Annotated in this window: 26 protein-coding genes; 6 read left to right on the forward strand and 20 right to left on the reverse strand. The window is 60.0% G+C overall.

What is annotated here, in order from left to right; all coding sequences use genetic code 11:
* The 5 genes from K6T64_RS09280 to K6T64_RS09300 all read left to right on the forward strand — a co-directional run.
* A partial coding sequence (locus tag K6T64_RS09280; protein WP_288009794.1) for a LytR C-terminal domain-containing protein occupies positions 1-367 on the forward strand: 367 nt, incomplete at its 5' end.
* Positions 364-624 carry an RsfS/YbeB/iojap family protein gene (locus tag K6T64_RS09285; protein ID WP_288009795.1) on the forward strand — a complete coding sequence of 87 codons (261 nt, stop codon included), beginning with the start codon at positions 364-366 and terminating at the stop codon, positions 622-624. The genes K6T64_RS09280 and K6T64_RS09285, both read left to right, overlap by 4 nt.
* Positions 621-1,016, forward strand: coding sequence for a hypothetical protein (locus K6T64_RS09290; protein ID WP_288009796.1), 396 nt, complete (start codon positions 621-623; stop codon positions 1,014-1,016). Before K6T64_RS09285 ends, K6T64_RS09290 begins: the two co-directional genes overlap by 4 nt.
* Before the next feature lie 144 nt (positions 1,017-1,160).
* Positions 1,161-1,559, forward strand: a complete 399-nt coding sequence (locus K6T64_RS09295) for a type II toxin-antitoxin system HicB family antitoxin (protein WP_288009799.1) — start codon at positions 1,161-1,163, stop codon at positions 1,557-1,559.
* Between the two features lie 27 nt (positions 1,560-1,586).
* Positions 1,587-1,814 carry a hypothetical protein gene (locus K6T64_RS09300; RefSeq protein WP_288009802.1) on the forward strand — a complete coding sequence of 76 codons (228 nt, stop codon included), beginning with the start codon at positions 1,587-1,589 and terminating at the stop codon, positions 1,812-1,814.
* A 260-nt stretch (positions 1,815-2,074) separates the two neighbouring features.
* Here K6T64_RS09300 and K6T64_RS09305 read toward each other — a convergent pair whose 3' ends face one another.
* The 5 genes from K6T64_RS09305 to K6T64_RS09325 all read right to left on the reverse strand — a co-directional run bounded on the left by K6T64_RS09305 (position 2,075) and on the right by K6T64_RS09325 (position 7,415).
* Complete coding sequence (locus K6T64_RS09305) at positions 2,075-2,803, reverse strand: amino acid ABC transporter ATP-binding protein (RefSeq protein WP_288009857.1); 729 nt, start codon at positions 2,801-2,803, stop codon at positions 2,075-2,077.
* A 4-nt stretch (positions 2,804-2,807) separates the two neighbouring features.
* The gene (locus K6T64_RS09310) at positions 2,808-3,506 is read right to left on the reverse strand and encodes an amino acid ABC transporter permease (protein ID WP_288009803.1); all 699 of its coding nucleotides are present in this window, start codon (positions 3,504-3,506) and stop codon (positions 2,808-2,810) included.
* A gap of 98 nt (positions 3,507-3,604) precedes the next feature.
* A complete protein-coding gene (locus K6T64_RS09315) occupies positions 3,605-4,444 on the reverse strand; it encodes a substrate-binding periplasmic protein (RefSeq protein WP_288009805.1) in 840 nt (279 codons plus the stop codon).
* Between the two features lie 36 nt (positions 4,445-4,480).
* Positions 4,481-5,770, reverse strand: coding sequence for a histidinol dehydrogenase (hisD, locus tag K6T64_RS09320; protein ID WP_288009807.1), 1,290 nt, complete (start codon positions 5,768-5,770; stop codon positions 4,481-4,483).
* Positions 5,771-5,960: 190 nt separating this feature from the next.
* Complete coding sequence (locus K6T64_RS09325) at positions 5,961-7,415, reverse strand: sigma-54 interaction domain-containing protein (protein WP_288009809.1); 1,455 nt, start codon at positions 7,413-7,415, stop codon at positions 5,961-5,963.
* 910 nt (positions 7,416-8,325) lie between these two features.
* Between K6T64_RS09325 and K6T64_RS09330 the strand changes: the two genes are divergently transcribed.
* Positions 8,326-8,505 (forward strand): hypothetical protein, encoded by a 180-nt coding sequence (locus tag K6T64_RS09330; protein ID WP_288009811.1) that lies wholly within the window; start codon positions 8,326-8,328, stop codon positions 8,503-8,505.
* 192 nt (positions 8,506-8,697) lie between these two features.
* Here K6T64_RS09330 and K6T64_RS09335 read toward each other — a convergent pair whose 3' ends face one another.
* The 15 genes from K6T64_RS09335 to K6T64_RS09405 all read right to left on the reverse strand — a co-directional run bounded on the left by K6T64_RS09335 (position 8,698) and on the right by K6T64_RS09405 (position 22,797).
* Entirely contained in the window at positions 8,698-9,021 is a 324-nt protein-coding gene (locus K6T64_RS09335; protein WP_288009813.1) for a hypothetical protein, read from the reverse strand.
* Positions 9,022-9,190: 169 nt separating this feature from the next.
* The gene (locus tag K6T64_RS09340; RefSeq protein ID WP_288009815.1) at positions 9,191-10,672 is read right to left on the reverse strand and encodes an NADH-quinone oxidoreductase subunit N; all 1,482 of its coding nucleotides are present in this window, start codon (positions 10,670-10,672) and stop codon (positions 9,191-9,193) included.
* 62 nt (positions 10,673-10,734) lie between these two features.
* Positions 10,735-12,633, reverse strand: a complete 1,899-nt coding sequence (nuoL, locus tag K6T64_RS09345; RefSeq protein ID WP_288009817.1) for an NADH-quinone oxidoreductase subunit L — start codon at positions 12,631-12,633, stop codon at positions 10,735-10,737.
* A gap of 18 nt (positions 12,634-12,651) precedes the next feature.
* Entirely contained in the window at positions 12,652-12,996 is a 345-nt protein-coding gene (nuoK, locus tag K6T64_RS09350; RefSeq protein ID WP_100668722.1) for an NADH-quinone oxidoreductase subunit NuoK, read from the reverse strand.
* On the reverse strand, positions 12,993-13,511 hold the full coding sequence (locus K6T64_RS09355; protein WP_288009819.1) for an NADH-quinone oxidoreductase subunit J family protein: 519 nt from the start codon (positions 13,509-13,511) through the stop codon (positions 12,993-12,995). The genes nuoK and K6T64_RS09355 overlap by 4 nt, the downstream gene beginning before the upstream one ends.
* Positions 13,496-13,933: an NADH-quinone oxidoreductase subunit NuoI gene (nuoI, locus tag K6T64_RS09360; RefSeq protein WP_100668721.1), complete on the reverse strand. Its 438-nt coding sequence runs from the start codon at positions 13,931-13,933 to the stop codon at positions 13,496-13,498. The genes K6T64_RS09355 and nuoI overlap by 16 nt, the downstream gene beginning before the upstream one ends.
* 69 nt (positions 13,934-14,002) lie before the next feature.
* Entirely contained in the window at positions 14,003-15,007 is a 1,005-nt protein-coding gene (nuoH, locus tag K6T64_RS09365; protein WP_100668720.1) for an NADH-quinone oxidoreductase subunit NuoH, read from the reverse strand.
* Positions 15,008-15,009: 2 nt separating this feature from the next.
* Positions 15,010-16,113, reverse strand: a complete 1,104-nt coding sequence (locus tag K6T64_RS09370; protein WP_288009822.1) for an NADH-quinone oxidoreductase subunit D — start codon at positions 16,111-16,113, stop codon at positions 15,010-15,012.
* Complete coding sequence (locus K6T64_RS09375) at positions 16,110-16,613, reverse strand: NADH-quinone oxidoreductase subunit C (protein WP_288009824.1); 504 nt, start codon at positions 16,611-16,613, stop codon at positions 16,110-16,112. Before K6T64_RS09375 ends, K6T64_RS09370 begins: the two co-directional genes overlap by 4 nt.
* Positions 16,603-17,136: a NuoB/complex I 20 kDa subunit family protein gene (locus tag K6T64_RS09380; protein ID WP_100668717.1), complete on the reverse strand. Its 534-nt coding sequence runs from the start codon at positions 17,134-17,136 to the stop codon at positions 16,603-16,605. The genes K6T64_RS09375 and K6T64_RS09380 overlap by 11 nt, the downstream gene beginning before the upstream one ends.
* Positions 17,127-17,495 (reverse strand): NADH-quinone oxidoreductase subunit A, encoded by a 369-nt coding sequence (gene ndhC / locus K6T64_RS09385; protein ID WP_013076796.1) that lies wholly within the window; start codon positions 17,493-17,495, stop codon positions 17,127-17,129. Before ndhC ends, K6T64_RS09380 begins: the two co-directional genes overlap by 10 nt.
* A gap of 77 nt (positions 17,496-17,572) precedes the next feature.
* Complete coding sequence (gene rpiB / locus K6T64_RS09390) at positions 17,573-18,037, reverse strand: ribose 5-phosphate isomerase B (RefSeq protein ID WP_100668716.1); 465 nt, start codon at positions 18,035-18,037, stop codon at positions 17,573-17,575.
* Between the two features lie 76 nt (positions 18,038-18,113).
* Complete coding sequence (locus K6T64_RS09395) at positions 18,114-19,628, reverse strand: complex I subunit 4 family protein (protein ID WP_288009826.1); 1,515 nt, start codon at positions 19,626-19,628, stop codon at positions 18,114-18,116.
* Positions 19,629-19,633: 5 nt separating this feature from the next.
* Positions 19,634-21,658, reverse strand: a complete 2,025-nt coding sequence (tkt, locus tag K6T64_RS09400) for a transketolase (RefSeq protein WP_288009828.1) — start codon at positions 21,656-21,658, stop codon at positions 19,634-19,636.
* Between the two features lie 101 nt (positions 21,659-21,759).
* Positions 21,760-22,797, reverse strand: a complete 1,038-nt coding sequence (locus tag K6T64_RS09405) for an NAD(P)/FAD-dependent oxidoreductase (protein ID WP_288009829.1) — start codon at positions 22,795-22,797, stop codon at positions 21,760-21,762.
* Positions 22,798-22,809 lie beyond the last annotated feature (12 nt).

A 22,809-nucleotide genomic window follows, 5' to 3' on the forward strand; every position in this document is an offset into this window, starting at 1 on the left:
GCTGCCCACCGAGACGGTGGGCGCCCGCGTTCACGTGCTCGAGCAGCCGGCCGCCGACGAGCTCGTCGGGCGACTGCTGGGGACGCGTCCGCCCCTCCGCCTCGAGGTGCTGAACGGCAGCGGCCGCCCGAACGTCGGGGAGGAGGTCGCGCGGCGGCTCCTGCCGCTCGGCGTGCGCGTGGTCCTGTCTCGGAACGCGGAGTCCTTCGACCACGAGCGCACCGAGATCCTCGCCACCGACCCGGCGTTCGCCGAGGAGGCCGAACGGGTGCGGCGGGCGCTGGGGGTCGGCGCGGTGTCGGTATCCCGGGTACCATCGGGGCTCGCGGACATCACGATCGTGGTCGGGAGGGATCTGGAGGCTTGACGACCGGCGCGGCGGGCGCGGCGGGGGCACCCGGCGGCGACGGGCTGCCGGCGCCCCGCGAGGTGGCCGTCGCGGCGGCACGAGCCGCTGCCGACAAGCACGCGACCGACGTCGTCGTCCTCGACGTGTCGAACCTGATCGTGATCACCGATGCGTTCGTGATCTGCACCGCCGCGACGGAGCGCCATCGGCAAGGCGCGGATCTGGTACGGGCCGTTGTCAAAGAGGCGGAGAAGGACGGTGTACTCCTGCGATGACGAAGAAGGTTTTTTTTGATAACATATGGCCAAGTGTTCGGAACATCCTGGCCCAATCAGAATTGGCGGCTGTGGGGATTAAGCAACTGTGGGTGATCCGTGACCTCCTGGGGCGAGTCCGTCTGGCCTTGGCTGAGGAGGAAGAAACGGAACTGTCGGACCGCGTTAATGAAGCTCTGCGACGGTGTGCGCAAGAACTGCATGAGGTCCTCGGAGCGCACGCCTACGATCCGAGCCAGGCGATTTTGTTACTCTCCAGAGCCGATCTGGAGAAACAAGGCGAGCAAAGTGGAATTCTAAAACACTCTATCGGCGGCATGGACGTTTGGCTGCCAGCTCGTGCCCAGTCTGTGCTCCGGAGGAAAATGCGGAGATATTGCGTGCACTTTTGACTCCGTACAAAATCAGTCCAATCAGCGGGATGCGAAAACCGGATCAGGATTGACGCATGGTTCCGTATGTGGTACCATAATCATGCGTATATATTGTGTGTATTCTTTAGGAGTTTTATTGAGGAAAAGCAGAGGAGAAAAGCGATGAAAGATCTTGAATATTACCTTCAACTTCGGTACGAGGTCCGCCTCCGTCCCTTGGAAGATGGGGAGGGAGGCGGATGGTTGGCCGAGATCCCACTTCTCCCCGGTTGTATGGCGGACGGAGAGACTCCTGAGGCGGCCGTCGCAAATCTGGAAGATGCCAAAAGGGCTTGGATTGAAACGGCCTTGGCATTGAGGCGGAATATTCCGGAGCCTGTTGTGGACGATTACTCTGGGCAATTGAGGGTCCGTATGCCCAAATCGCTCCACCGTGTGTTGGTTGAAAGGGCCAGGGAAGAACATGTCAGCTTGAATCAGTTGATCATTTACTATTTGGCCAAGGGAGCGGACTTTTCGTATTTACCCGGTGACAAACCGAGAAGAATGAGAGGGTTATGATCCTTTTATAGAAGTCCGGGCGCCGAGGTGATCCACGAGGAGACCCTGCAGCGGGAGGTCTTTCATGCGATTACAGGTCCCTGGATGGGACGAGATCACTGGCGCGGTTACCCGTACACCTGGATCCCCAACCACCTTTCGGATGCCAACCAGCGCGTCAGCCCGCGATCGTTTCTGGCGGCTCTTCGTGAGGCGGTGGAGGATAGCCAAAACCAAGGGGGCGTGAAACCCGTTCGCCTCAGAGACGGCGGCTGACGGGGGGAGAAGGTGGGTGGAGACGCCGACGAAGGGTCGTTCGCGGTCTGAAGATGGACTTGGCCGTCGGCGCACACGAAACGGGCGCAACTTTCCCCATTACCCGCTTTCTGGGCAAGCGGCAAGGGACGCGGCCGGCGGTCAAAACCGGCGAAATCGCCCCGGCGGTGCTTCATGCCCGCGAAAAGTACCTCCGAGGCCGGCGGAGGGGGCTGGACCGGGGTGTGCCGGGGCCGGGCCCCGCCGGACCGTTCAACGGGTCAGTGCACCCGGGCGAGAAACGATTTTGTCCGTTGATGGGCGGGACGGGAGAAAATCTGCTCGGGCGGCCCTTCTTCCACGATCATTCCGCCGTCCATAAAAATCACCCGGTCCGCCACTTCTTGGGCGAATTTCATCTCGTGGGTCACGATCATCATCGTCATGCCTTCCTGGGCGAGATCCCGGATGACATTCAGGACTTCTCCCACCAGTTCCGGGTCGAGCGCCGACGTGGGCTCATCGAACAGCATGGCCTTGGGCTGCATGGCCAACGCCCGGGCGATGGCGACCCGTTGTTGTTGCCCGCCCGAAAGTTGACTCGGATAATGATGAAGCCGGTCTGCGAGTCCGACCTTCGCGAGATAATGTTCGGCGATCTGTTGGGCTTCTGTTTTTGGTTTTTTCTGCACCGTCATCAGCGGAGCCATCACATTGTGCAGCGCCGTTTTGTGGGGGAAAAGATGAAATCGCTGGAAAACCATTCCGACTTCAGCCCGAATGATGGCCACTTGGCGTTGGGTGAAATGGTGGCTCAAGGTCGTCCCTTCAATGGTGACCGTTCCGGAATCAGGAACTTCCAAAAAATTGATGCAACGGAGCAACGTGGATTTGCCTGATCCGGACGGTCCGATGATGACCACTTTCTCGCCTTGGTGCACGTCGAAACTGACTCCGTTAAGGACGGGGGTTTGTCCGAAAGATTTGTGCAGATCCCGAACCTGGATCATGATGTCAGACATGCTTCCGGAGCCTCCTTTCCAAAAGCCGCACGGCTTGCCCGAGGGGAATGCTCACGATCAGGTAAATGCCGGCGGCGATCGTGTACGATTCGATGGTTAAGAAGGTTTGTGAAGCGTAAGCTTGGGTTTTCAAAATGATTTCTCCCAGGGTGATGAAGGCGCACAGGGACGTGTCCTTGAGCATGGCATTGAAATAGTTCCCCAAGGGGGGCAGGGAAATGAGAAAGGACTGGGGAATTACGATGTGGAACATGGCTTGGCGGTGGGTGTAGCCCAAGGCGAGACAAGCCTCGATCTGTCCCTTGTCGATGGCCAAGAGAGAAGACCGGAACACTTCCGACAGATAGCACCCGTAATTGATGCCCAGCCCGATCACACTGGCGGCGAATGCACTCAGGTTCATGTGGTAATCCGGGATCCAGAGCTCGATCACCCGGGTAAAAATCTCCGGGATCACATAATACACATACAGCAGTTGGACCAGCAGGGGCGTGCCGCGAATGAGTTCGAGAAACGCGGTCAAGACCGTCTGGATGGGTCGCGTTCCGAAAATCCTTCCCAGGGCGATCAACATGCCGACCCCAAAAGCGAGGGCAAAAGCGCAAACGGACAGGACAATGATGAGCCACAAGGCCTCGAGCAGGGACGGAGTCAACTGGACAAATGCCGTGTAGAAATCCAGACTCTTCACTCAGCGGTCACCTCGAAGGAAGGGTCGTCAGGGAAGAGCCGGCCCCCGGCCTTCCCTGACGGCATGCATGACAGACTACAAATGTAGAATCTCAAAGACTACTCGACCATGTTGTCCTGACCGAGGCCGTATTTCTGCAAAACTTTCAGTACAAATCCCTCTCGCTTCAGGTTGTCCAATTCTTTGTTGACCGCTTCCAGCAGATCGGTATCCTCTTTTCTCACCGCCGCCGCCACTGTTCCCTGAAAGACCGGGGTATACGGGGACACCAGTTTGACGTTCAAAGTCGGATCGTGTTGGATGGTGTAGGCCGCCGTGGCGCTGTCGGTGATGCCCGCGTCGATCTTGTGGGTGTTGATGGCCAGCAGCAGTTCAGCCTGGGACCCGAAAACCTTGACTTCTTTCACTTTGCCCTGTTGCTGCATGTTTTGGATGTATTCCAGGAAAGCCGTCCCTTTTTGGCCCCCGACCACCTTGTCCTTGAGGTCGTCAAGGCCGGATATGGTGGAATCCTTGCGGACGACCAGCCCCTCGCCTTCCTTGTACCAGGGATGGGTGAACTGGGCGATTTTCTCCCGTTCAGGTTTGATATACATGCCGTCGGTCACCATGTCGATGTTCTTGTTGTTCAGTTCCACCAACAAATTCTCGAACTTGATCTCTTTCATTTCGACTTTTGGGATGCCCAGGCGCTTGGCGATCTCTTGGATGATCTCCGCATCAATGCCTTTGAGCTCTTTGGTGTCTTTGTCGATGTAGGCGAAAGGAACGTCGTTGGACGATCCGACGATCAACGTCCCCCTCTGTTTGATGGCTTCCAGAGTTGACGCCTTGTTGCCCTCCGCCTGGCTTCCGGTGGTGGCTGCGCCGCTGCCGCATCCCGCCAGAATCCCGGCCGCCAATGCCGCGAACAAAGCCGTCTTGAAAAATTTTTTCATGGTCAACACCCTCCTTGTGATCATGGATCCCAATCGTCAGCTCACCGGTTGATACGAATCCAACTCACCGGTCAGGCGGATATTGGCCGAACGCATGTGAGCCAGCAATCCTTCCCGATGAGATTGACGCACGCACGGGGGGGCCAGTGCGGCAACGCCCTCGTCTTCAATCCATTGGTAGGTGACGACTTTCAAAAACGTCCCGACCCAAACCCCGCCGGTATATTTGGCGGCTCCCAACGTGGGCAGGATATGGTTGGTGCCGCTGAGCTTGTCCGCGAAGACCACCGAAGACTTTTCGCCGAGAAACAGGGAGCCGTAATTGGTGAAGCGATCCAGGTAATCTCTCGAATTCTCGATTTGCACGTGAAGGTGTTCCGGGGCAAGATCATTGGTGATCTGAATTGCTTCATCCAGGGTGTCCGCCACAATGACCTGGCCTTTTCTCGACCACGACGCCCCGGCGATCTCGGCGGTACCCAAAGTACGAAGTTGCCGGTCGATTTCTTCCAATACGGCGGAAGCCAGGCGCCGGCTGGTCGTCACAAGAATGGCTCTGGCATCCATGTCGTGCTCGGCTTGAGCCAGAAGGTCGGTTGCGACGTATTCGGGTCGGGCGGTCTCGTCGGCGAGCACCAAAACCTCGCTCGGGCCGGCCAAGAGATCAATGCCCACCACGCCGTACACCTGCCGTTTGGCTTCGGTGACGTACCGGTTGCCGGGACCGGCGATTTTACACACGGGCCGGATCGTCTCCGTGCCGTAAGCTAATGCGCCGATCGCCTGGGCTCCGCCGACGCGAAAAATTTCGTCGGCGCCCGACAGGTATGCTGCACACAGGACTGCCGGATGGATGCCGCCATCTTTTGTGGGAGGCGTGCACACCCGGACTTCTTTGACGCCCGCCACCTTGGCGGGGATAATGGACATCTGGGCCGCCGACAGGAGGGGATAGCGGCCGCCGGGCACGTAGGCGCCGACCGTTTCCACCGGGATGACCCGTTGCCCGAGATGAACGCCGGGGATCATTTCCTTTTCGAATTCCGCCAGGCTTTCCATTTGAGCTTCCGCAAAGGAGCGGATGCGCCCGATGGAATATTGGATGTCTTCGAAGAGAGTGAGCGGCAATTGGTGAACGGCCCGTTCGATTTCGTGGATGGAAACTTTTAGATCGCTGACTTCGACTCCGTCGAACTTTTTGGCATAGTACCTGAGGGCTTCGTCTCCACGGTCACGCACGTGGCTCAAGATCTCTGCGACAGTTTCGGTTACGGAAGATCGTTCCTGGCCCGAGGTTGAGGATTCTCGTTTGATGAATTCGATCATGGTGTATACCTCCGGTTCTAAGTGGCGTGCGCCCCGTTTGTCTTGCAAGGTACATGCCAGCGGAGGGATCTATCCTGACATCGTGCTTCCATCAAGGCCGGGCGAACAAGGTTGAATCCGGAGGTGTGCAAAAATGACTCGTTTGGCCTTCCGGGCCGTTGCACCCGTGCAGGGGTGAGTCGGGGACGCATCACTGCAGTCCATATTTTCTGCATTTTCGACTGATGGTGCTCTGACTGACGCCGAGCCGGAGAGCCACTTTTCGGGTAGATCGCAATTCTTTCATCAGGTGGGCGATGACCGCCGACTCAAATTCAGCCACAAGTTTTTCCAGTTGGAGGTGGGAATCCTCGACGAGCGACTTCAAGCGGTCGATTTCCCGGAACCCGTGCGCCTTGTCTTTTCCCGGCGGGTTTTTGTCCACACCTTTGTGCAAGGTGGCGTGGAGGGGGACCGTCCGAATGTAGTCCGAATCGGACGTGACGGCAAGACGCTCCAAGACATTTTGCAGTTCCCGCACGTTGCCGGGCCAGTCGTACTCGAGCAACTGTTTGATCACATCCGGAGATAGAACTTTTTTAAAATTGTACTTCCTGTTGATCCTGTCCATAAACAGAAAGATCATCTCGATCAAATCTTCCGGGCGTTCGCGCAGAGGGGGAATGTGGACCGGGATGGTGCTCAGGCGATAGAACAGATCTTTCCGGAACCGGCCCTTTTCTACGAGGTATGGCAGGTCCTCGTTTGTTGCTGCGATGAACCGGACGTCGACCCGTCTGATTTCCCTTCCGCCCACCCGCCGGAAGGTCCTGTTCTGGATGACCTGGAGAAGTTTTGTTTGCTGCTCCAACGGGAGTTCGGACACCTCGTCCAAAAAGAGCGTGCCTTTGTCGGCCAGTTCCAACAGGCCGAGCTGTCCGGATTTCAATGCGCCCGAAAATGCGCCGGGCTCATAACCGAACAATTCCGATTCAAAGAGCGCGGGGGGAATGGCGGCGCAGTTCAATTCGATAAAGGGGTGAGCGCGACGGTCGCTCTGTTCGTGCAGCCAACGGGCGACCTCGGATTTGCCCACTCCCGATTCGCCGAGCAAGAGCACGGTCGTATCTACGTAGGCCACTCTGCGAAGGATCTGGAGGGCGTTTTGGAACGGTTTGCTTTTGGCCACCAGTCCGTCGCCGGTGAACCCGGCGTGTCTTTGATATTGCCGGAGTTGCGCGTTGTAAGATTCGATCATTTTTTCCATCTCTTCGACTTGTTGTTTTAGGGTGAGGATCTCGGTGATGTCCAGGGAATTGGAAACCACACGGATCAACTTCCCGTCCTTGTCGAACACAGGGTTGGCAGTCACGTGCAGACGCTTTCCGGTGCCGGTCGACTGAATCAGGGTCACGGGATTTCCTTGTTCGAGGACCAACCGGGTGGCCGAAGGGTAAAAGATTTTTTCCCGCTCCATGTCAAAAACATTTCGTCCCACCAGCTCAATGCCGGCCAATCCGTAATGGCGCTCGCACGCCGGGTTGACGCGGATGCAGACGCCGCGCTCATCCGTGACGAAAATTTCGTCATGGGAAGACTGGAAGACCATTTCTAATTCCTGGATCCGGTCCTCCAGAATCCTTACATAAGATTGTTCCTCTTTCATGTTTTTACCCGGACCTCCCGTACACAACATGGACAGCCACTTATTAAATATAGCATGTACTTGTCATCGAAAACCAGGGCAGACGGACCGAATATCCCATATTTCGGCGTTTATCCTCCGGATGGAGGGGGGGCGTTGGAAAGCGTTCTTGACAAGCAAAAGGGACAGAGCGGTGGATTGTTGATGAAAACAAATCCATTTTTGCTGTTGATCCCCGCTCTCCGCGGTACCGCTATGGGATTCGTGTAGCCCCCGGGGATGCACATTGAAGGGATTGACACGCCGCTTTTTCGGGTGTTGGGCGTCGGACGGCTCCGTCGGCGTGCGGGGGGGAATCTGCCCCCGAGCCTGATTTGGACACCTATGTTTCACAGAAGGCTAGCCAGTGTCTGGGTCGGGGGCGCTTCCATCGACGCGGGGCGGGTGGACCGGCAAATCTGCGAAAATTCAGGGCCCAAGTGTCGTATCCGCCTGCCGCCAAATGTTCCGCGCCGGCGGGGAATTTTTCTTTGAGGTACAGCCGGATGCCGGGGTCCAGCCCGTAGGATGGTGTGCTCCCGGACGGCGGTTTGGACCGTGGCGGCCGGCTGCTGGGTCGGACCGGCGGCCGGCGCCCCGGTGCCGGCGCTGTCCCCTCCCCCGGCGCATCCGGCGAGGAGCGCGCCGAGGCCGACGGCAGCCGCTCTACACCGCAAGTAAACACAATCGACCGGACGGCAGGATCGACCTTTTTAAAGGTGACGTTTATATTGGAAGTCTCATTGTCGATTTTAAATATCGTCGATCTCGAAGAATTTTTGATTCAGATTCGAAGGCCCGAGAACAACTTTCGTCGTACAGGTTTCAATGTAATTCCTCCTATCTTTACGGACAGACTTTGACGCCGCAGCAAAGAGCCCAAATGCGACCCGTGGGGGAAACGTGGGCGATATATCCCGGCGACGGCGACGCGAATTTGGTCGAGGAGTTGAAAGACTATCGCATCAAATTGATTCAAATGCGTCCGGGGCAATCCCTCGACCACATGGAGGAGCAGTTGGCGAAGAGTATTCGGGAGATGGTGGATGTGGCTGAGAGTTGGGGTGGGTGAGGGATGCACGAAATGTCTGATGTTGATATGGGGGCGGGAGGGTAACGTATGCCTCGAATGTCACCATTCAGCAGGGGCGGCCCCGGAGTGGCGTCCGATCTCTTCTGACCACACGGGGCGGAAAAACATCACGTGCCGATCAGTGTGCAGCTCGGCTGACAGGCACGCTTATCAGTTTAAGTCCACCTATGCTCACGGTGCCGGATCGGGACGATAGCACCACCCTCTGGCGTTTGCCAGATGCGCAAGCTTTTTCGCCTTTTTCTCAGTAGCCGAGGCAGTATACTCGGAGAAATCGATGATCGCATGCTCGGGAAAGGGCGCCGGATCGGAGATGACGTTTCTAAGTGTGCTGGTGACCATGTGTTGAGATAGAAGGAGTGCCGCAGCCGGGCCCGGGTTTGCCCGGGCACCGCGCACGCGGGAACTCGGGGTGAGGTGTTGACCAAAATTGGGCGTAAAGCCACTGCCTTCAAGCACGGCCTTCAAGTTTTGGGGAGATTCAGCAAATCCCACAGGTTATCCACCGCCGTCCCGTATCTTTCGGGGTCCTGGGTCTTTTGACAAGAGCTTGCGGGCGGCCCGGCGGCCTCTGCCGGCTGGACAGCCGGCTTGCCAGTCCATGGTTCCGCAACCCCGACGGCCGTCGCCGCGGTTGCCAAAGGCCGCCCGCGAAGCCCCTCGTCTACCTCGTCTTAAACCCGAAGGCGGCGGCGCCCTGCACCGCGTCCATCATTTGCTGCAAACCGCCCAGCCACTGGCCGGGAAACACCCCGATCAACAAGGTCAATCCTGCGGCGATCACCACCAGGGCGCCCACGGGCCAGGAAACCCGAAGCGGGGGCAACTCCTCCTCAGCCCGGGTCCAGGCGTGGCGTAGGAGGTGGAAGTAATAGGCGTAGGAGACGACGGTGGTGGCGATCAACACAAACCCGAGCCACCCCTTGCCTCCGGCCAATGCCCCGGTGAGCACGTACCATTTGGCAAAAAAACCGGCGGTGAGCGGCATTCCGGCCAGGGAGAGCACGAGGATCGTCAGGGCGGCGGCCAACAGGGGTGAGCGCCGGGACAGGCCGTTCAGGGCCGCCATATCGGTACTCCCCTGGGCCCGGGCCACCTGGTCGAGCACCGCGAAAACGCCGACATTCATAAACAGATAGGCCCACAGATAAAAGGCCAGTTGCTGAAAAGTCATGGCGTTGAACGCGGCGAGGGGAATCAGCAGATATCCCGCGTGGGCGATGCTCGAATAGGCCAGCAGCCGTTTCGTATTTTTCTGCCGCAGGGCGATCACGTTCCCCGCGACCATTGAGGCGGCGGCCAAGATGGCCAGCATGGTGCTCATCTCTCGCCAAAAGGGAGAACCGGGACCGCCCGGCGCCGCGAGGACCCCTTCCAAGATCCGCGCCAGGGCCGCAAATCCCGCCGTTTTGGAGACCGCCGCGAGAAAAGTCGTCACTGCGATCGGCGCCCCTTGGTAGACGTCCGGTGCCCACATATAAAAAGGAAGGCTTACAATTTTGAACGACAGGGCGGCCAGCACGAACATGAACCCCACAATGAGCAAGGGTCCGGCGAACTCCCCCGGCGCCGGGGCGGCCAGGCGGCGCCCGATCTCGCCGAGATCGGTGGCGCCCGTCCATCCCACAAGGTATGAGGCGCCGAAGAGGAAGACCGCCGTCGCCGTGGCGCCGCTCAAAATATATTTCATCGCCCCCTCGGCAGAGGCGCGGTTCCCCTTTCTCATCCCCACTAATATATAGGAAGCGATCGACAGCGTCTCCAAGCCCACAAAAAGGAGCACGAGGTCCGTGGCCCCGGCCAGAATCATTCCGCCTAGGGCAGCAAACAAGAAGAGCGAGGCGTACTCCGGGCGCCGTTCTGGGGGCACGCCCGGAGAGCGGCGGGCCAGGACCAGCAGCATCAAAGTCCCCACCAAAACCAGCGCCTGAAACAGCAAGGTAAAACCGTCGACCCGATAGGCTCCGGCAAAGGTCCCGGGGTGCGAAGTGGTGCCGAAGCGTAACCACAAGCTGAGCAAGACTGTGAGCAGTGCCGATTCAAAAGCGACCTGGCGCAGGACCAAAGCTGCCATTGCGCCGAGCAAAACGACCGTCTCCGGCCATAGCATGGACCAGGGCAGAGACCAAAGATTGGCTGTCGGCATCACTGCACCTCCTCTCGTGATTCAGGATGAACCTGTTGTGGCCGCTCCCGCACGCCTCCGGCCTAGGCCAGGCGAAGCCACACATAGGCCAGGATCAGCGCGCCCAGCACGAAAAGGGCGCCGGCGTTGTACCCCTGAACCTGCCCATTTTCCAGGCGGGACAGCGCCCAGCCCAGTCCCCGGGCGATCCCGGCGGCGAGGTGCACGAGGCCCTCCAAAAGGTATCGCTCCACCTGTGCGGCCGCCTGCCCCAAAAGCCGGTATAGCCCGAGCAGGAGCCGCTCGTACAGGGCATCGATAAACAGCCGGTGGTTCAGGGGCGTCGCCCATGCGCTGGCTGCGGCCACCTCCCGCCGGGCCTGCCACCGGCCCATTCGGCTCGGCCTGAACCAAAAATAGACCAGCAGAAGGGCCAACAGACCCACTGCGACAACCACCGGGCTGATCCACCCCGGACTCGGCCGAACCGGGTCCGGGAAATCGCCGGACACCCAGCGGCTGATCACCGGCGCTTGCGGCGTCTCCAAAGCGCCGGCCGTCAGCGCCAAAAGAGCCAGCAACGCCACGGGTACGGCCATCGACACGGGAAGCCGCACCACCGGAGCCCACCGCCCCGGCTGCCGAACCGGCCGCCGGGCGACAAAGACGAGCATAAAGGCCCTTCCCATGTACAGGGCCGTCAGGGCTACGGTCGCCACCGCCAGCACAAACAATCCGAGATTGTGGCCGTAAACATGGGCGAGGATGGCCTCCTTGGAAAAGTATCCCGAGAGGGGCGGCAGTCCGATCAGTGCGAGCATGCCGATCAAGAAAGACCACCCGACAAAGGGCGCCTTTCTCCACAGCCCCCCCATCGCCCGCATATCGTAGGTGCCGACAATGGGATACAGACTCCCGGCCGCCAAAAACAACAGCGCTTTAAAAAACGCATGGGTGGTCAAATGAAACAGTGCCGCCCCGTGGCCTCCCACCCCCAAGGCGAGCATCATATAGCCCAACTGGCTCACCGTCGAGTAGGCGAGAACCCGCTTGAGATCATCCTGAACCAAGGCCAGGACAGCCGCCAAAAATGCCGTCCCGGCTCCCACCACGGCCACCGCCTCCATAACCCCGGGGGCGGCGGCGAACAGCGGATAGGCCCGGGCAACCAAAAATACCCCCGCCGCCACCATGGTGGCCGCGTGGATCAGGGCGGAAACCGGGGTCGGCCCCTCCATGGCGTCGGGCAGCCACACGTGAAGGGGGAACTGCCCGGACTTGCCCGCCGCGGCGACAAAGATCAAACTGGCGAGGGTCGCCGCCTGCACCGGGGCCAGAACCCCGCTTTCGAGGTGGGCAAACAGATCCGACCACGCCAAGCTGCCCGTGATCTGAAAGGCGTACAGCATGGCCACAAACAGGCCCACATCCCCGAGCCGCGTCACGAAAAACGCTTTCTGGGCCGCCCGCCGGGCTTCGGGCCGGGCGTAGTAAAATCCGATCAACAGAAAGGAGGTGACGCCGACGAGTTCCCAAAAGATAAACACCGACAGCAGGTCCCTGGCCATCACCAGCCCGAGCATCGAAAACATAAACAGGCTCAAATGCTGGTAGAAGGACGAAAACCGCCGCTCGCCCTTCATATAGCCGTAACTGTAGACATGAACGAGAAAACCGACCAACGTCACGATGAGAATCATCAGAGCGCTGAGAGGGGTCACCTCAAACGCCAGGCTCAGGGTGGCATCCCCCACCGACAGCCATCTCATCGGGACCGACTCCACGGTGCCGCCGGTGAACACCCGCTGGGCGAGGGCGAGGGAGACGCAAAGCCCGGCCAGGGTCGCGGCACTGCCCAACCATGCGCTTCCCCGGTTCAGCTTACGGCCGAACAGGACCAGGAGCCCGTAAGAAGCAGCGGGGAAAGCGATTACCCACCACGGCCACCATTCCGGATGAACCACGTCTTCCACCCCCGTCATCAGAACCTCGGGTCCCCGTCAGGGCCCATCTTTTAATGAATCGAACGTGTCGACCTCCACCGACTCCCGCAGGCGATAGAGGGCAATCAGGATGGCCACCCCGACCGCGACTTCGGCGGCGGCGATGGCGATGTTAAACAAAGCGAACAATTGGCTGGCGGCGTTCCCGGAAAGGGCTTCAGCCGCTGGCGAACCCCCTCCGTGCAAAAACGAACCCAAAGCCGCAAGATTGAGGTTCGCGGCCCCCAGCATCAGTTCAATCGAGAGCAGCACGATGACCGTGTTGCGCCTGGTGAGCGCTCCGTACAGGCCCAGGGCGAATAAAAGGGCAGCCAGGAGCAAATAGTCTTGGAGTCCGATCATCGACGATCACCGACTTTCCCCATCTCCTCCTTGGCCATCACGATCGCCCCGACCAGGGCGACCAGGAGCAAAACCCCGAGAAGTTCAAAAGACAGCAGGTAACGCGGCGAAAACAGGGCTTCGGCCATCTTCATCGGCCCGATGACCTCGGTGGCTTGCCCGACCGCGGCCGGCGTGTCCAGGATGACCCAGGCGAGCAGTGCGAACAACCCCAGGGGCACCGCCAACCGGAACCCTCGCTTGAAACCGGTGGCGCCGACGGCGGGCCCCGCCGGCTCATGGCGGGTCAACATAATGCTGAACACCGCCAAAATGGTGATCGCCCCGGTGTAGACGATAAGCTGAGCGACGAACAAAAATTCCGCGCCCAGCACCGCGAACAACCCCGCCAGGCTCAAAAAAGACAGGGCGATGGAGAGGACCATGTGCACGATCCGCTTTGAACGAAACATCAACAAGGCGCCGGCGAAGGCCATCCCCGCCAGGAGAAAAAAGGCAATTACGTTTTGCGCCACGGCAGATTCACCTCCCGGGCCTCGGCGGGATTTTCTGTGAGCCAGGTCATATCTTTCTGCAGGGCATCCCGGGTGTATTCCGCCAATTCAAACCGGTTGGTCATCACGATGGCCTCGGTGGGACACACCTCGGTACACAGATCACACAGAATGCAGGTGTCGAAGTGAATCTCGAAAGCTTCCAGCACTTTCCCCTTTTTGGCCGGGTCGGGATGGGGCTTGCCCCGGATCGTGATGCACTGGGTGGGGCAAACCATGGCACACTGATTGCAGACAATACATTTCTCCGGATACAATTTTTGAATCCCGCGAAAACGGTTCGGGAAGGTGTACGTCTCATCGGGATAGCGAGTCGTGACCTTCGGCCGGATCATCTCTTTCAGGGTCACGGTCAAACCTTTCAGCACACCGCCGCCAAACATCGCACTCACCTCTGCTTGGGTTGGGATCGCCGATTTTCTCGCCCCAGGTCACCCAGGGTGTCTCCCGTCTCAGGCCACCCAGATCGTTTTTAAACCGACGGTCAGGGCCAGGTTCACCAGGGACAGGGGTAACAGCACCTTCCAGGACATGGTCATCAACAGATCAATGCGCATCCGGGGCAGGGTTGCCTGGAGCCAAAAGGGCACAAAGGCGAAAAACAGGGCTTTGAGCAAGAACCACACGATTCCCGGCACGAAGGCCAGGGCGGGATGGGGCGGAAGCCATCCCCCAAAGTAGAGCACCGCCGTCAAAGAGCCCATGGCAAAGAGATACAAGTACTCCCCGAGCATGAAAAATGCGAATCGAAAACCGCTGTATTCCACCTGGTACCCGGCGATGAGCTCCGATTCCGCCTCGCTGAAATCGAAGGGCGTGCGGTTGAGCTCGGCCAGGGAGGCGATAAAGAAAATCACAAACCCCAGGATCTGTGGCAGAATGAACCAGTGGCTTTGGGCCTGGGCGTCGACGATGTGCGAGAGATTGAGAGAGCCGCTCAGCAGCACCACCCCGAGGACCGCGAGCACCAGCGGAATCTCGTAACTGATCATCATCGCCGCCGCGCGCATGGCTCCAATCAATGACCATTTGTTATTCGAGGCCCAACCTCCGGTGATCACCCCGAGGGTCGATAGGCCGGCGATCCCGAAATACAACAACAGCCCTACGTTAAAATCCGAAAAGACCAGCGAGGACGTGTACGGGATGACGGCCAGGACCACGAAGGCCGGCGCAAAGGCGATGATGGGCGCGATGAAAAAAAGCACCCGATCCGCTTTGTTCAGTTGAACATTTTCCTTGACCAACAGCTTGATCGTATCGGCCACGGTCTGCAGCAACCCCCAGGGCCCCACCCGGTTCGGCCCGACCCGGCTCTGCATCCAGCCGAGAAGTTTTCGCTGCACGTAGATCGAATACGTGACGAAAAAAAGACCGAACCCGAGGAGCAGGAGGCTGGCGACGATGTAGCCGAGCCACGTTTCCCACGTCGGCGGCGCATGGAGCCACTCGCGCATCGTTACGCATCGACCTCCCCCATGATGACGTCAATTCCCCCGATGATCGCAACCATGTTGGCGATGTGCTCTCCCACCAGGAGGCGGGGCAGAATCTGCAGATTGACGAAGGAGGGGCGGCGAAAATGAACCCGATACGGCTTGGGCCCGCCCTCACTGCGAATATAGACTCCGAGCTCCCCCCGGGTGGATTCCACCGAGGTGTAGACCTCCCCGGCGGGGGCCCGCAGGACCTTGGGCAGCTTCGCGATGATGTCGCCGCTTGTGGGAAATTGGGCGACCGCCTGTTTGACGATGCGCCGGGACTGTTCCATCTCCTCCATGCGCAGGCAGTAGCGCGCCCAGAGGTCGCCCTCTTCCCGGGTGGGAACATGAAAGGCGAAACGGTTGTAGATGGAATAGGGTTTTGCCCGGCGCACGTCGTAGTTCACCCCCGTCGACCGCAGATTCACGCCGGTCAGACCGTAGGCGATGGCTGTGGCGGCGTCGTATTGTCCTACCCCTTTTAGACGGGCTTGGATAATCTCATTGCCCGTGACCAAATCGTGAAACTCTTCCAGGGCTCCGGAGAAGGCGTCGAGGAAGGCGTCCACCCGTCCCAGCCAGCCTTCGTCAGGCACATCCCATTTCACCCCTCCAATCCGCATATAACTGTAGGTCATCCGGGAACCCGACAGTTCCGCCAACAACTGCAGGATTTTCTCCCGCTCCCGAAACGCGTAGAGAAAGGGCGTGATGGCCCCCAGGTCCAGCAGGTACGTGCCGAACCAGACGAGGTGGCTGGCGATGCGGTTGAGCTCCATGGCAATGACCCGCAAGTATTCGGCCCGTTCGGGCACCTCGATCTCCATGAGGGTCTCGACGGCGTGTACGTAGGCATAATTCCCGAGCATGGCGGAGACGTAGTCCATGCGATCGGTGTACGGAATGATCTGGGTGTACATCAAGTCCTCGGCCAGTTTTTCGGTGCCCCGGTGGAGATACCCGATCACCGGCGTGGCTTCGATGATCGTCTCTCCGTCGATTTTGACGATGAGGCGAAACACGCCATGGGTGCTGGGGTGCTGGGGCCCCACATTCAGCAGGAGCTCGTCGGTGCGGATCATTGTTTCACCTCCTTATCCTTCGGCACGTAGTCCTTGCGCAGCGGATGGCCCACCCAGTCCTCGGGCAAAAGAATGCGCTTGAGATTCAGGTGTCCGACGAAGAGGACGCCGAACAGGTCGTAGGCTTCTCGTTCATGCCAATCAGCCGCCGGCCAAATCTTGGTTACCGAGGGCACCCGGGGGTTATCCCGGGGCACGGTTACACTGACGGCGAGCATGTGACGATGCTTGAAGGATTGCAGAAAGTAGTTGACCCGAAACTCTTCCCCCAGGTCGACGGCGTGCAGGTCGTTCAGATAATCGAAAGACCACGCCGGGGTGTTGCGCAGATACTGGGCGACCTCCAGCCATCGTTCCGGGACGACATCGAGCTTCGCCGCGCCAAACATGTGATCGGCCACCCGGGCGTCCTCCAGGGTGTGGGGCCCAAAAACGGTTTCCAGTTCCCGGGCCAAGGCTTCCCCCCAGTGGTCTTGGAGGGCTTGGGGATCATAGACCATCCTCGACCACGCTCCTTCCCGTGCGGGCTTCGTAACGAATTTTTTCCTGGAGTTTGTTAATTCCGTAAATGAGAGCGACGGGGCTGGGTGGACATCCTGGGATGTACACGTCCACCGGAACGATTTGGTCCACCCCGTTGACCACGCTATAAGAGCGCACGTAAGGACCGCCCGCCGTGGCGCAACTCCCCATGGCAATCACCCAGCGCGGCTCGGCCATTTGGTCGTACAGCCTGCGGAGCAGGGGTGCCATCTTCTTGGTGACGGTGCCGGAGACGATCATCAGATCGGCCTGCCGGGGCGAAGAACGAAAGAAGACGCCGAAACGGTCCGCATCGTAATGGGCCCCGCTGGTGGCCATCATCTCGATGGCACAACAGGCCAGGCCGAAGGTGAGGGGCCACATGGAATTCGATCGCGCCCAAGCTTTGACTTTCTCCAAAGTCGTCAACACGACGTTGCGCTCAAGCTCCTTCTCCTCCAGCTGTCCGACCCCTTCGAGGGGAAACCCTTTCACTTCCATTCCAGCACCTCCTGTCGCCATGCGTAGTACAAACCGAACACCAAGATAAAGAGAAAGATCCCCACTTCCGCCAGGGCGAAGGTGCCCAGGGCGTCATAGGCGACCGCCCAGGGATACAGGAAAAGCGTCTCGACATCGAACACCACGAACAAGAGGGCGAACAAATAATATTTCACGTGGAAGCGAACCCAACTGGTGCCGACGGTGAGGTTGCCGCTTTCGTAGGTCTCGCCCTTTTCGCGATAGGCGTGGTGCGGTCGCAATAGACGGCTCAGGGAAAAGGCGACGATGGGCAGACCGACGCCGATGGCGACGAAAAGTGCGATGAGAAGCACGCTGGTGACGTAGGACTGGGACATCGCCTCATCCTCCTGTGCTGGAAAATGCGCCTCCCGGCTCCATTCCCGGGGACTGGCTCCGCCTGGATCGGCCTCGGCTATGGAGATGCGAGGGACTGCTCGATTTGGGCGATTTTGCCCAAGCGCCGATCGTGGCGCCCCCCGCTGTAGGGCGTCGTGATAAAGAGGCGGACGATTTCCCGGGCAATGTCCGGGCCGATGAGTCGGCCGCCCAAGGCGAGGACGTTGGCGTCATTGTGCTCCCGGGCGGCCCGGGCGGTGAACAGGTCGTGCACCAGGGCGGCCCGGATGCCTTTGATTTTGTTGGCGGCGATGGACATCCCGATGCCCGTGCCGCAGATGAGGATCCCCCGATCCACTTCTCCCCGGGCCACCATCCTGGCGACGGGAAGGGCATAGTCCGGGTAATCGACAGATTTTCCATTCTGACAATCGGTGCAGCCCGTGTCGACGACCTCCACGCCAAGTTCGTCGACGAGCAGCGAATGGATGGACGTCTTTAAGGCAAATCCCGCATGGTCGGATCCGATGGCCACCCGCATCTCCATCACCTCCATCAATGAGTGTCCAGCGCAGGTTCCGGTGGTCGCCGTCCAGAAACTCCATATCCCGGCGCGCTCAGGAGGGCAAGGCCTCGATGGCGGCCAGGGAAGCATGGGCCAGATCCCCCATGAGAAACGGAAACACGCCCAGAAGGACGATCCCCAGGGACAGGGCGGCAATCGGCGCCATATCGGCAGACCGGGCGTCCTGTACGTGAGCAAGGGCATCGGGCAGCGGCCCGTGCATCGCCCGCATCACCGCCCGTAGAATATAGAGCGCACTGGTGACGATGGATAAGGCTCCAATTATTGCAAAGGGCCGAAAGGGGGTGGTGAACAACCCCAACAGTGCCAGCCACTCGCCCACGAACCCGGACAGGAGCGGCACGCCCAGGGAGGCCAAGGCGGCGAACATCAGGAAACCGGCCGTCCTGGGCATGCGCGCCCCGAGTCCACTCAGCCGATCCAGGGAGGAAGTGTGGGTTTCGGCGTAGGTCACCCCGGCCAGGAAAAAGAGAAGCGCCGAGATCAAACCGTGGGACACGAGTTGAAAAAGGGCGCCGAGCAAGCCGATCTGGTTAAGGGCGGCCAGGCCGAGCAGGACGATACCCATTTGACTGATACTGGAGTAAGCGATGATCCTTTTAAAATCGCGATCGACAAAGGCCAGGAGGGCGCCGTAAAACACATTGATCAGCCCCAGGGCCACCAGGAGCGGGGCGAGACGGGCAAAGGTTTCCGGGAAAAACCCGAGGGCAAACCGGATGAGCCCGTAGGCGCCCACTTTGAGCAAGACGCCGGAGAGCATCATCGACACCGGGGCCGATGCGACGGGATGAACATTTTTTACCCAGGTATGAAAAGGAAAGATCGGCAGCTTAATCCCGAAGGCCACCAGAAGACCGATGATGAGCCACATTTGCTCCCCGGGAGGTAAGGCCTGCCGCTCAAAAGCGGCCCGGATCTCCCGGATGTCCGAGGTTCCCGTTGCGAGAAAAAGGGCGACGAATACGATGAGCATCACCAGGGAACCGAGACCGTTGTACAGAAGCAGTTCGTAGGCCGCCCGCACCCTCCCCTCGCTTCCCCAAATCCCGACGAGGAAAAACAAGGCAATTAACGCCAATTCGAAAAATATAAAGAATAAAAGAAGGTTCTGGGCCGTCCAAATGCCGTTTACCCCGGCTTCGAGCAAGAGGAACCACAGGGTGTAGGCTTTGACCCGCTCCACCGTGCGCCAGGAGGCCACCATTGCCGCCGCCGCCACGAGGGTAGACATCGCCAAAAGGGGTAAGGACAATCCGTCGACCCCGAGGTCGTAGCCGACTCTCACCAGGGTGACCGACGGTCCGGACTGGAAAGGCTCCAGACCGGGCAGGGGAAAGGTAAACCATTGTCCGTGCTCGGTAAACTGCAGGGTTCCCGAACCGCGGTCAAACAGGAACCAGATCACAAGGGACAGTAGAAGCGCCAGGATAGACACCGCGATCCCGACAGCGCGAATCGCCGTGGTTTTTTCCCGGTGGATCCCGGCGACGATCAACATACCGAAAAAGGGCAGGGCGAGGAGGAGGGACAGGACGTGCGTCACCGCATTCACCCCCTTTCTTCGATGACGGCCCGTACCGCCTCGACGACATTTTCCACGGTAAACCCATAGTTCTCCACGACGATGTCGCCCGGGGCCGAGGCGCCAAAGGTATCGACGGACAGGATCCGCCCGCCTTTCCCCACGTATCGCTCCCACCCCAAAGACCGCCCCAACTCGATGGCCACCCGGGCCTCCAGGTGAGGGGGCAGGATCCGGTCTTTCTCCGCCTCGGTTTGCGCTTCGAAACGCTCCCAACTCGGCATGCTGACGACCCGGGTGGGAATGCCCGCCTCAGCGAGGGCTCGGTGGGCCGCCAGGGCGAGGTGGACTTCGGACCCGGTGGCGATCAAGATCGCTTGAGGATCGGGAGAGTCGGCCACGACGTAAGCACCCCGGGCCACTCCTTCGTAGATGTCGTTTTCGGTATCGTCCCCCCGGGGAAGAAGGGGCAGAGCCTGGCGGGTCAACACGATGGCCGTGGGCCCGCCGGCCCGGTCGAGGGCGTATCGGTATGCTGCGGCTGTCTCTCGGGCGTCGGCGGGGCGGAACACAGTCATTCCGGGGATCGCCCGTAGAGCGGCCAGGTGTTCCACGGGCTGGTGGGTGGGGCCGTCTTCTCCCACGGCCAGGCTGTCGTGGGTGAGGACGTAAACCACCCGCAGACCCATGAGGGCGGCGAGTCGCATCGCCGGGCGCATGTAATCGGAGAAGACCAAGAAGGTCGCTCCGAACACCCGAAGTCCTCCGTGGAGGGCCATGCCGTTTAGGATGGCCCCCATGGCGTGTTCCCGCACGCCGAACCAGATGTTTCGCCCGCTGTAGTCGGGCGGTCCAAACGCCGGCTCATCGGCAATGGCTGTCTTATTGGACGAGGCGAGATCCGCCGACCCCCCGATCCACCAGGGAACCACCCGGGCGATACCTTGGATCGCCCGGTGGGAGGCGTCCCGGGTGGCCATGGCCGGTCCGCCTTCGGGAAACCGGGGCAGGGCCTCCTCCCAACCCGAGGGGAGCCCTTCCCGCCAGGCGTCTTCGAATTGTTTGGCAAGATCTGGGTGTGCCTGGCGATAGGCGGCAAACATCTCCCGCCAGGCCGCGGACGCCTGGCTGCCCCGGTTCCGGACTTCGAGAAAATGATCCCGGACATCCTCAGGGATGTGAAATGGGGGAGAATCCCAGCCGTAGAACTCCTTGGTGCGCCGTAGTTCCTCCGGTCCGAGGGGAGCGCCGTGCACCCGGGATGTTCCCTGCAAGGTCGGGCTTCCGTAGCCGATCACCGTGCGCACTTCGATCAAGCTCGGCCGATCCGTCACAGCTTTCGCCGTCTCCAGCGCCCCCAGGATGGCGTCGACGTCGTTGCCGTTTTCGACGAGCAGGGTGTGCCACCCGTAAGCTTCGTAGCGAAGACGCACGTTTTCGGTAAAGGCCAGAGAGGTGCTTCCATCCAGGGAAATGCCGTTCGAATCGTAAAGCACGATTAATTTCCCGAGTTTGAGGTGGCCCGCCAGGGAGGAGGCCTCTTGGGACACGCCCTCCATCAGGTCCCCGTCGCTCGCCAACACGTAGGTGTGGTGGTCGACGATGGGAAATCCCGGCCGGTTTAACCGCGCGGCCAGATGGCGTTCAGCCATGGCCATCCCGACCGCCATGGCGATTCCCTGCCCCAGGGGACCGGTGGTGGCTTCGACCCCCGGGGTGTGACCGTACTCCGGGTGTCCGGGCGTTTGGCTTCCCCATTGGCGGAATTGCTTGAGCTCCTCCAGAGAGAGATCATAGCCCGTCAGGTGCAGCAAACTGTAGAGCAGGGCGGAGCCGTGCCCGGCGGAAAGGATGAAGCGGTCGCGATCGGGCCACTCCGGGTCGCCGGGGTCGTGGCGCAGGTGATGCACCCAGAGCGCGTAGGCCATCGGTGCGGCCCCCATGGGCAGGCCGGGGTGTCCCGAACGCGCAGTTTCGATCGCATCGATCGAAAGGACGCGCAGGGCGGATATCGCCTTTTGCTGGAGAGTTTTCGTCTCGATGGCGCTCATGCGCGCCCTCCCTCCTTATCACCGGGGATTTTGGATACCGAATCGGCGCGGGACTCGGGTTGTGGTGCCGAGTTGCCCGAGTCCCACGCCTGCCAAACGGATTACCGCGAACCCGTCGTCACGCGGTCCACGGGCATATCGGTGCGACTGGAGCTGTGACCCGGGTTTGTGCGGGCGCTGGGATCGATATACGTTTTTGCGTGGTTGACCGCGATCGTCGCCTCGCCAAAACCGGTGACGATCAATTTTACCTTGCCCGGGTAGGTATTGATGTCCCCCACAGCGAACACCCCGGGGATGTTGGTCTCCATCCGGCTATTGACGACGATTTCATTCCCCTCGATATTGAGTCCCCAGGTTTTCATGGGGCCAAGGGAGGCACTGAAGCCAAGGCCGCTGAGGATGACGTCCACGGCGATCTCCCGGGTTTCTTTTGTCCGGTTGTTGAGGAGCGTGGCTCCTTCCACCCGGTCTCCGCCGAGAATCGCCTGGAGCTCGGTGAACACGTGAACGTTGATCGAACTGTCATAGAGCCGCCTGACGCTGTGCTCATGGGCGCGGAACTGATCCCTCCGATGGATGAGGGTGACCTGCCGGGCCACGGGTTCGAGCATGAGCGCATAATCCACCGCCGAATCCCCGCCTCCGACCACCAGCACTCGCTTGTCGCGGTAGGCTTCGGTCTCCTTCATCAAATAGTCGATCCCCCGCCCTTCAAAATCCGCGGCTTCGGCGGCCGGCAGTTTGCGCGGCGTGAACATGCCGATCCCACCGCAGATGATGACCGCCTTGGCGGTGTGCACCCCTTGGGTCGTATGGAGGGCGAAGAGGCGCTCATCCAGTTTTTCGAGTTTCAGAACCTGTTCAGACAGGCGAATATCCGGTTCAAATTGCATCATTTGCGCTTTCAGGCGCTCGATCAGATCCCCGGCCCGGATTTTCGAAAACCCCGCCACATCGTAAATAAACTTTTCGGGGTATAAGGTCGTCAATTGGCCGCCCAACTGAGGCAGACTTTCGATGAGCCTGCAGGAAAGTCCGCGCATCCCGCAGTAGAATGCCGCAAACAATCCGCTCGGGCCGCCGCCGATCACAGCGACGTCGGTTTGTTCCGCGCCGTGGTGGATGTCCATTCCCATTCTCACCCTCCC

The organism is Kyrpidia sp., from assembly GCF_023512215.1.
In the GTDB taxonomy this organism is placed as follows: Bacteria; Bacillota; Bacilli; order Kyrpidiales; family Kyrpidiaceae; genus Kyrpidia; species Kyrpidia spormannii.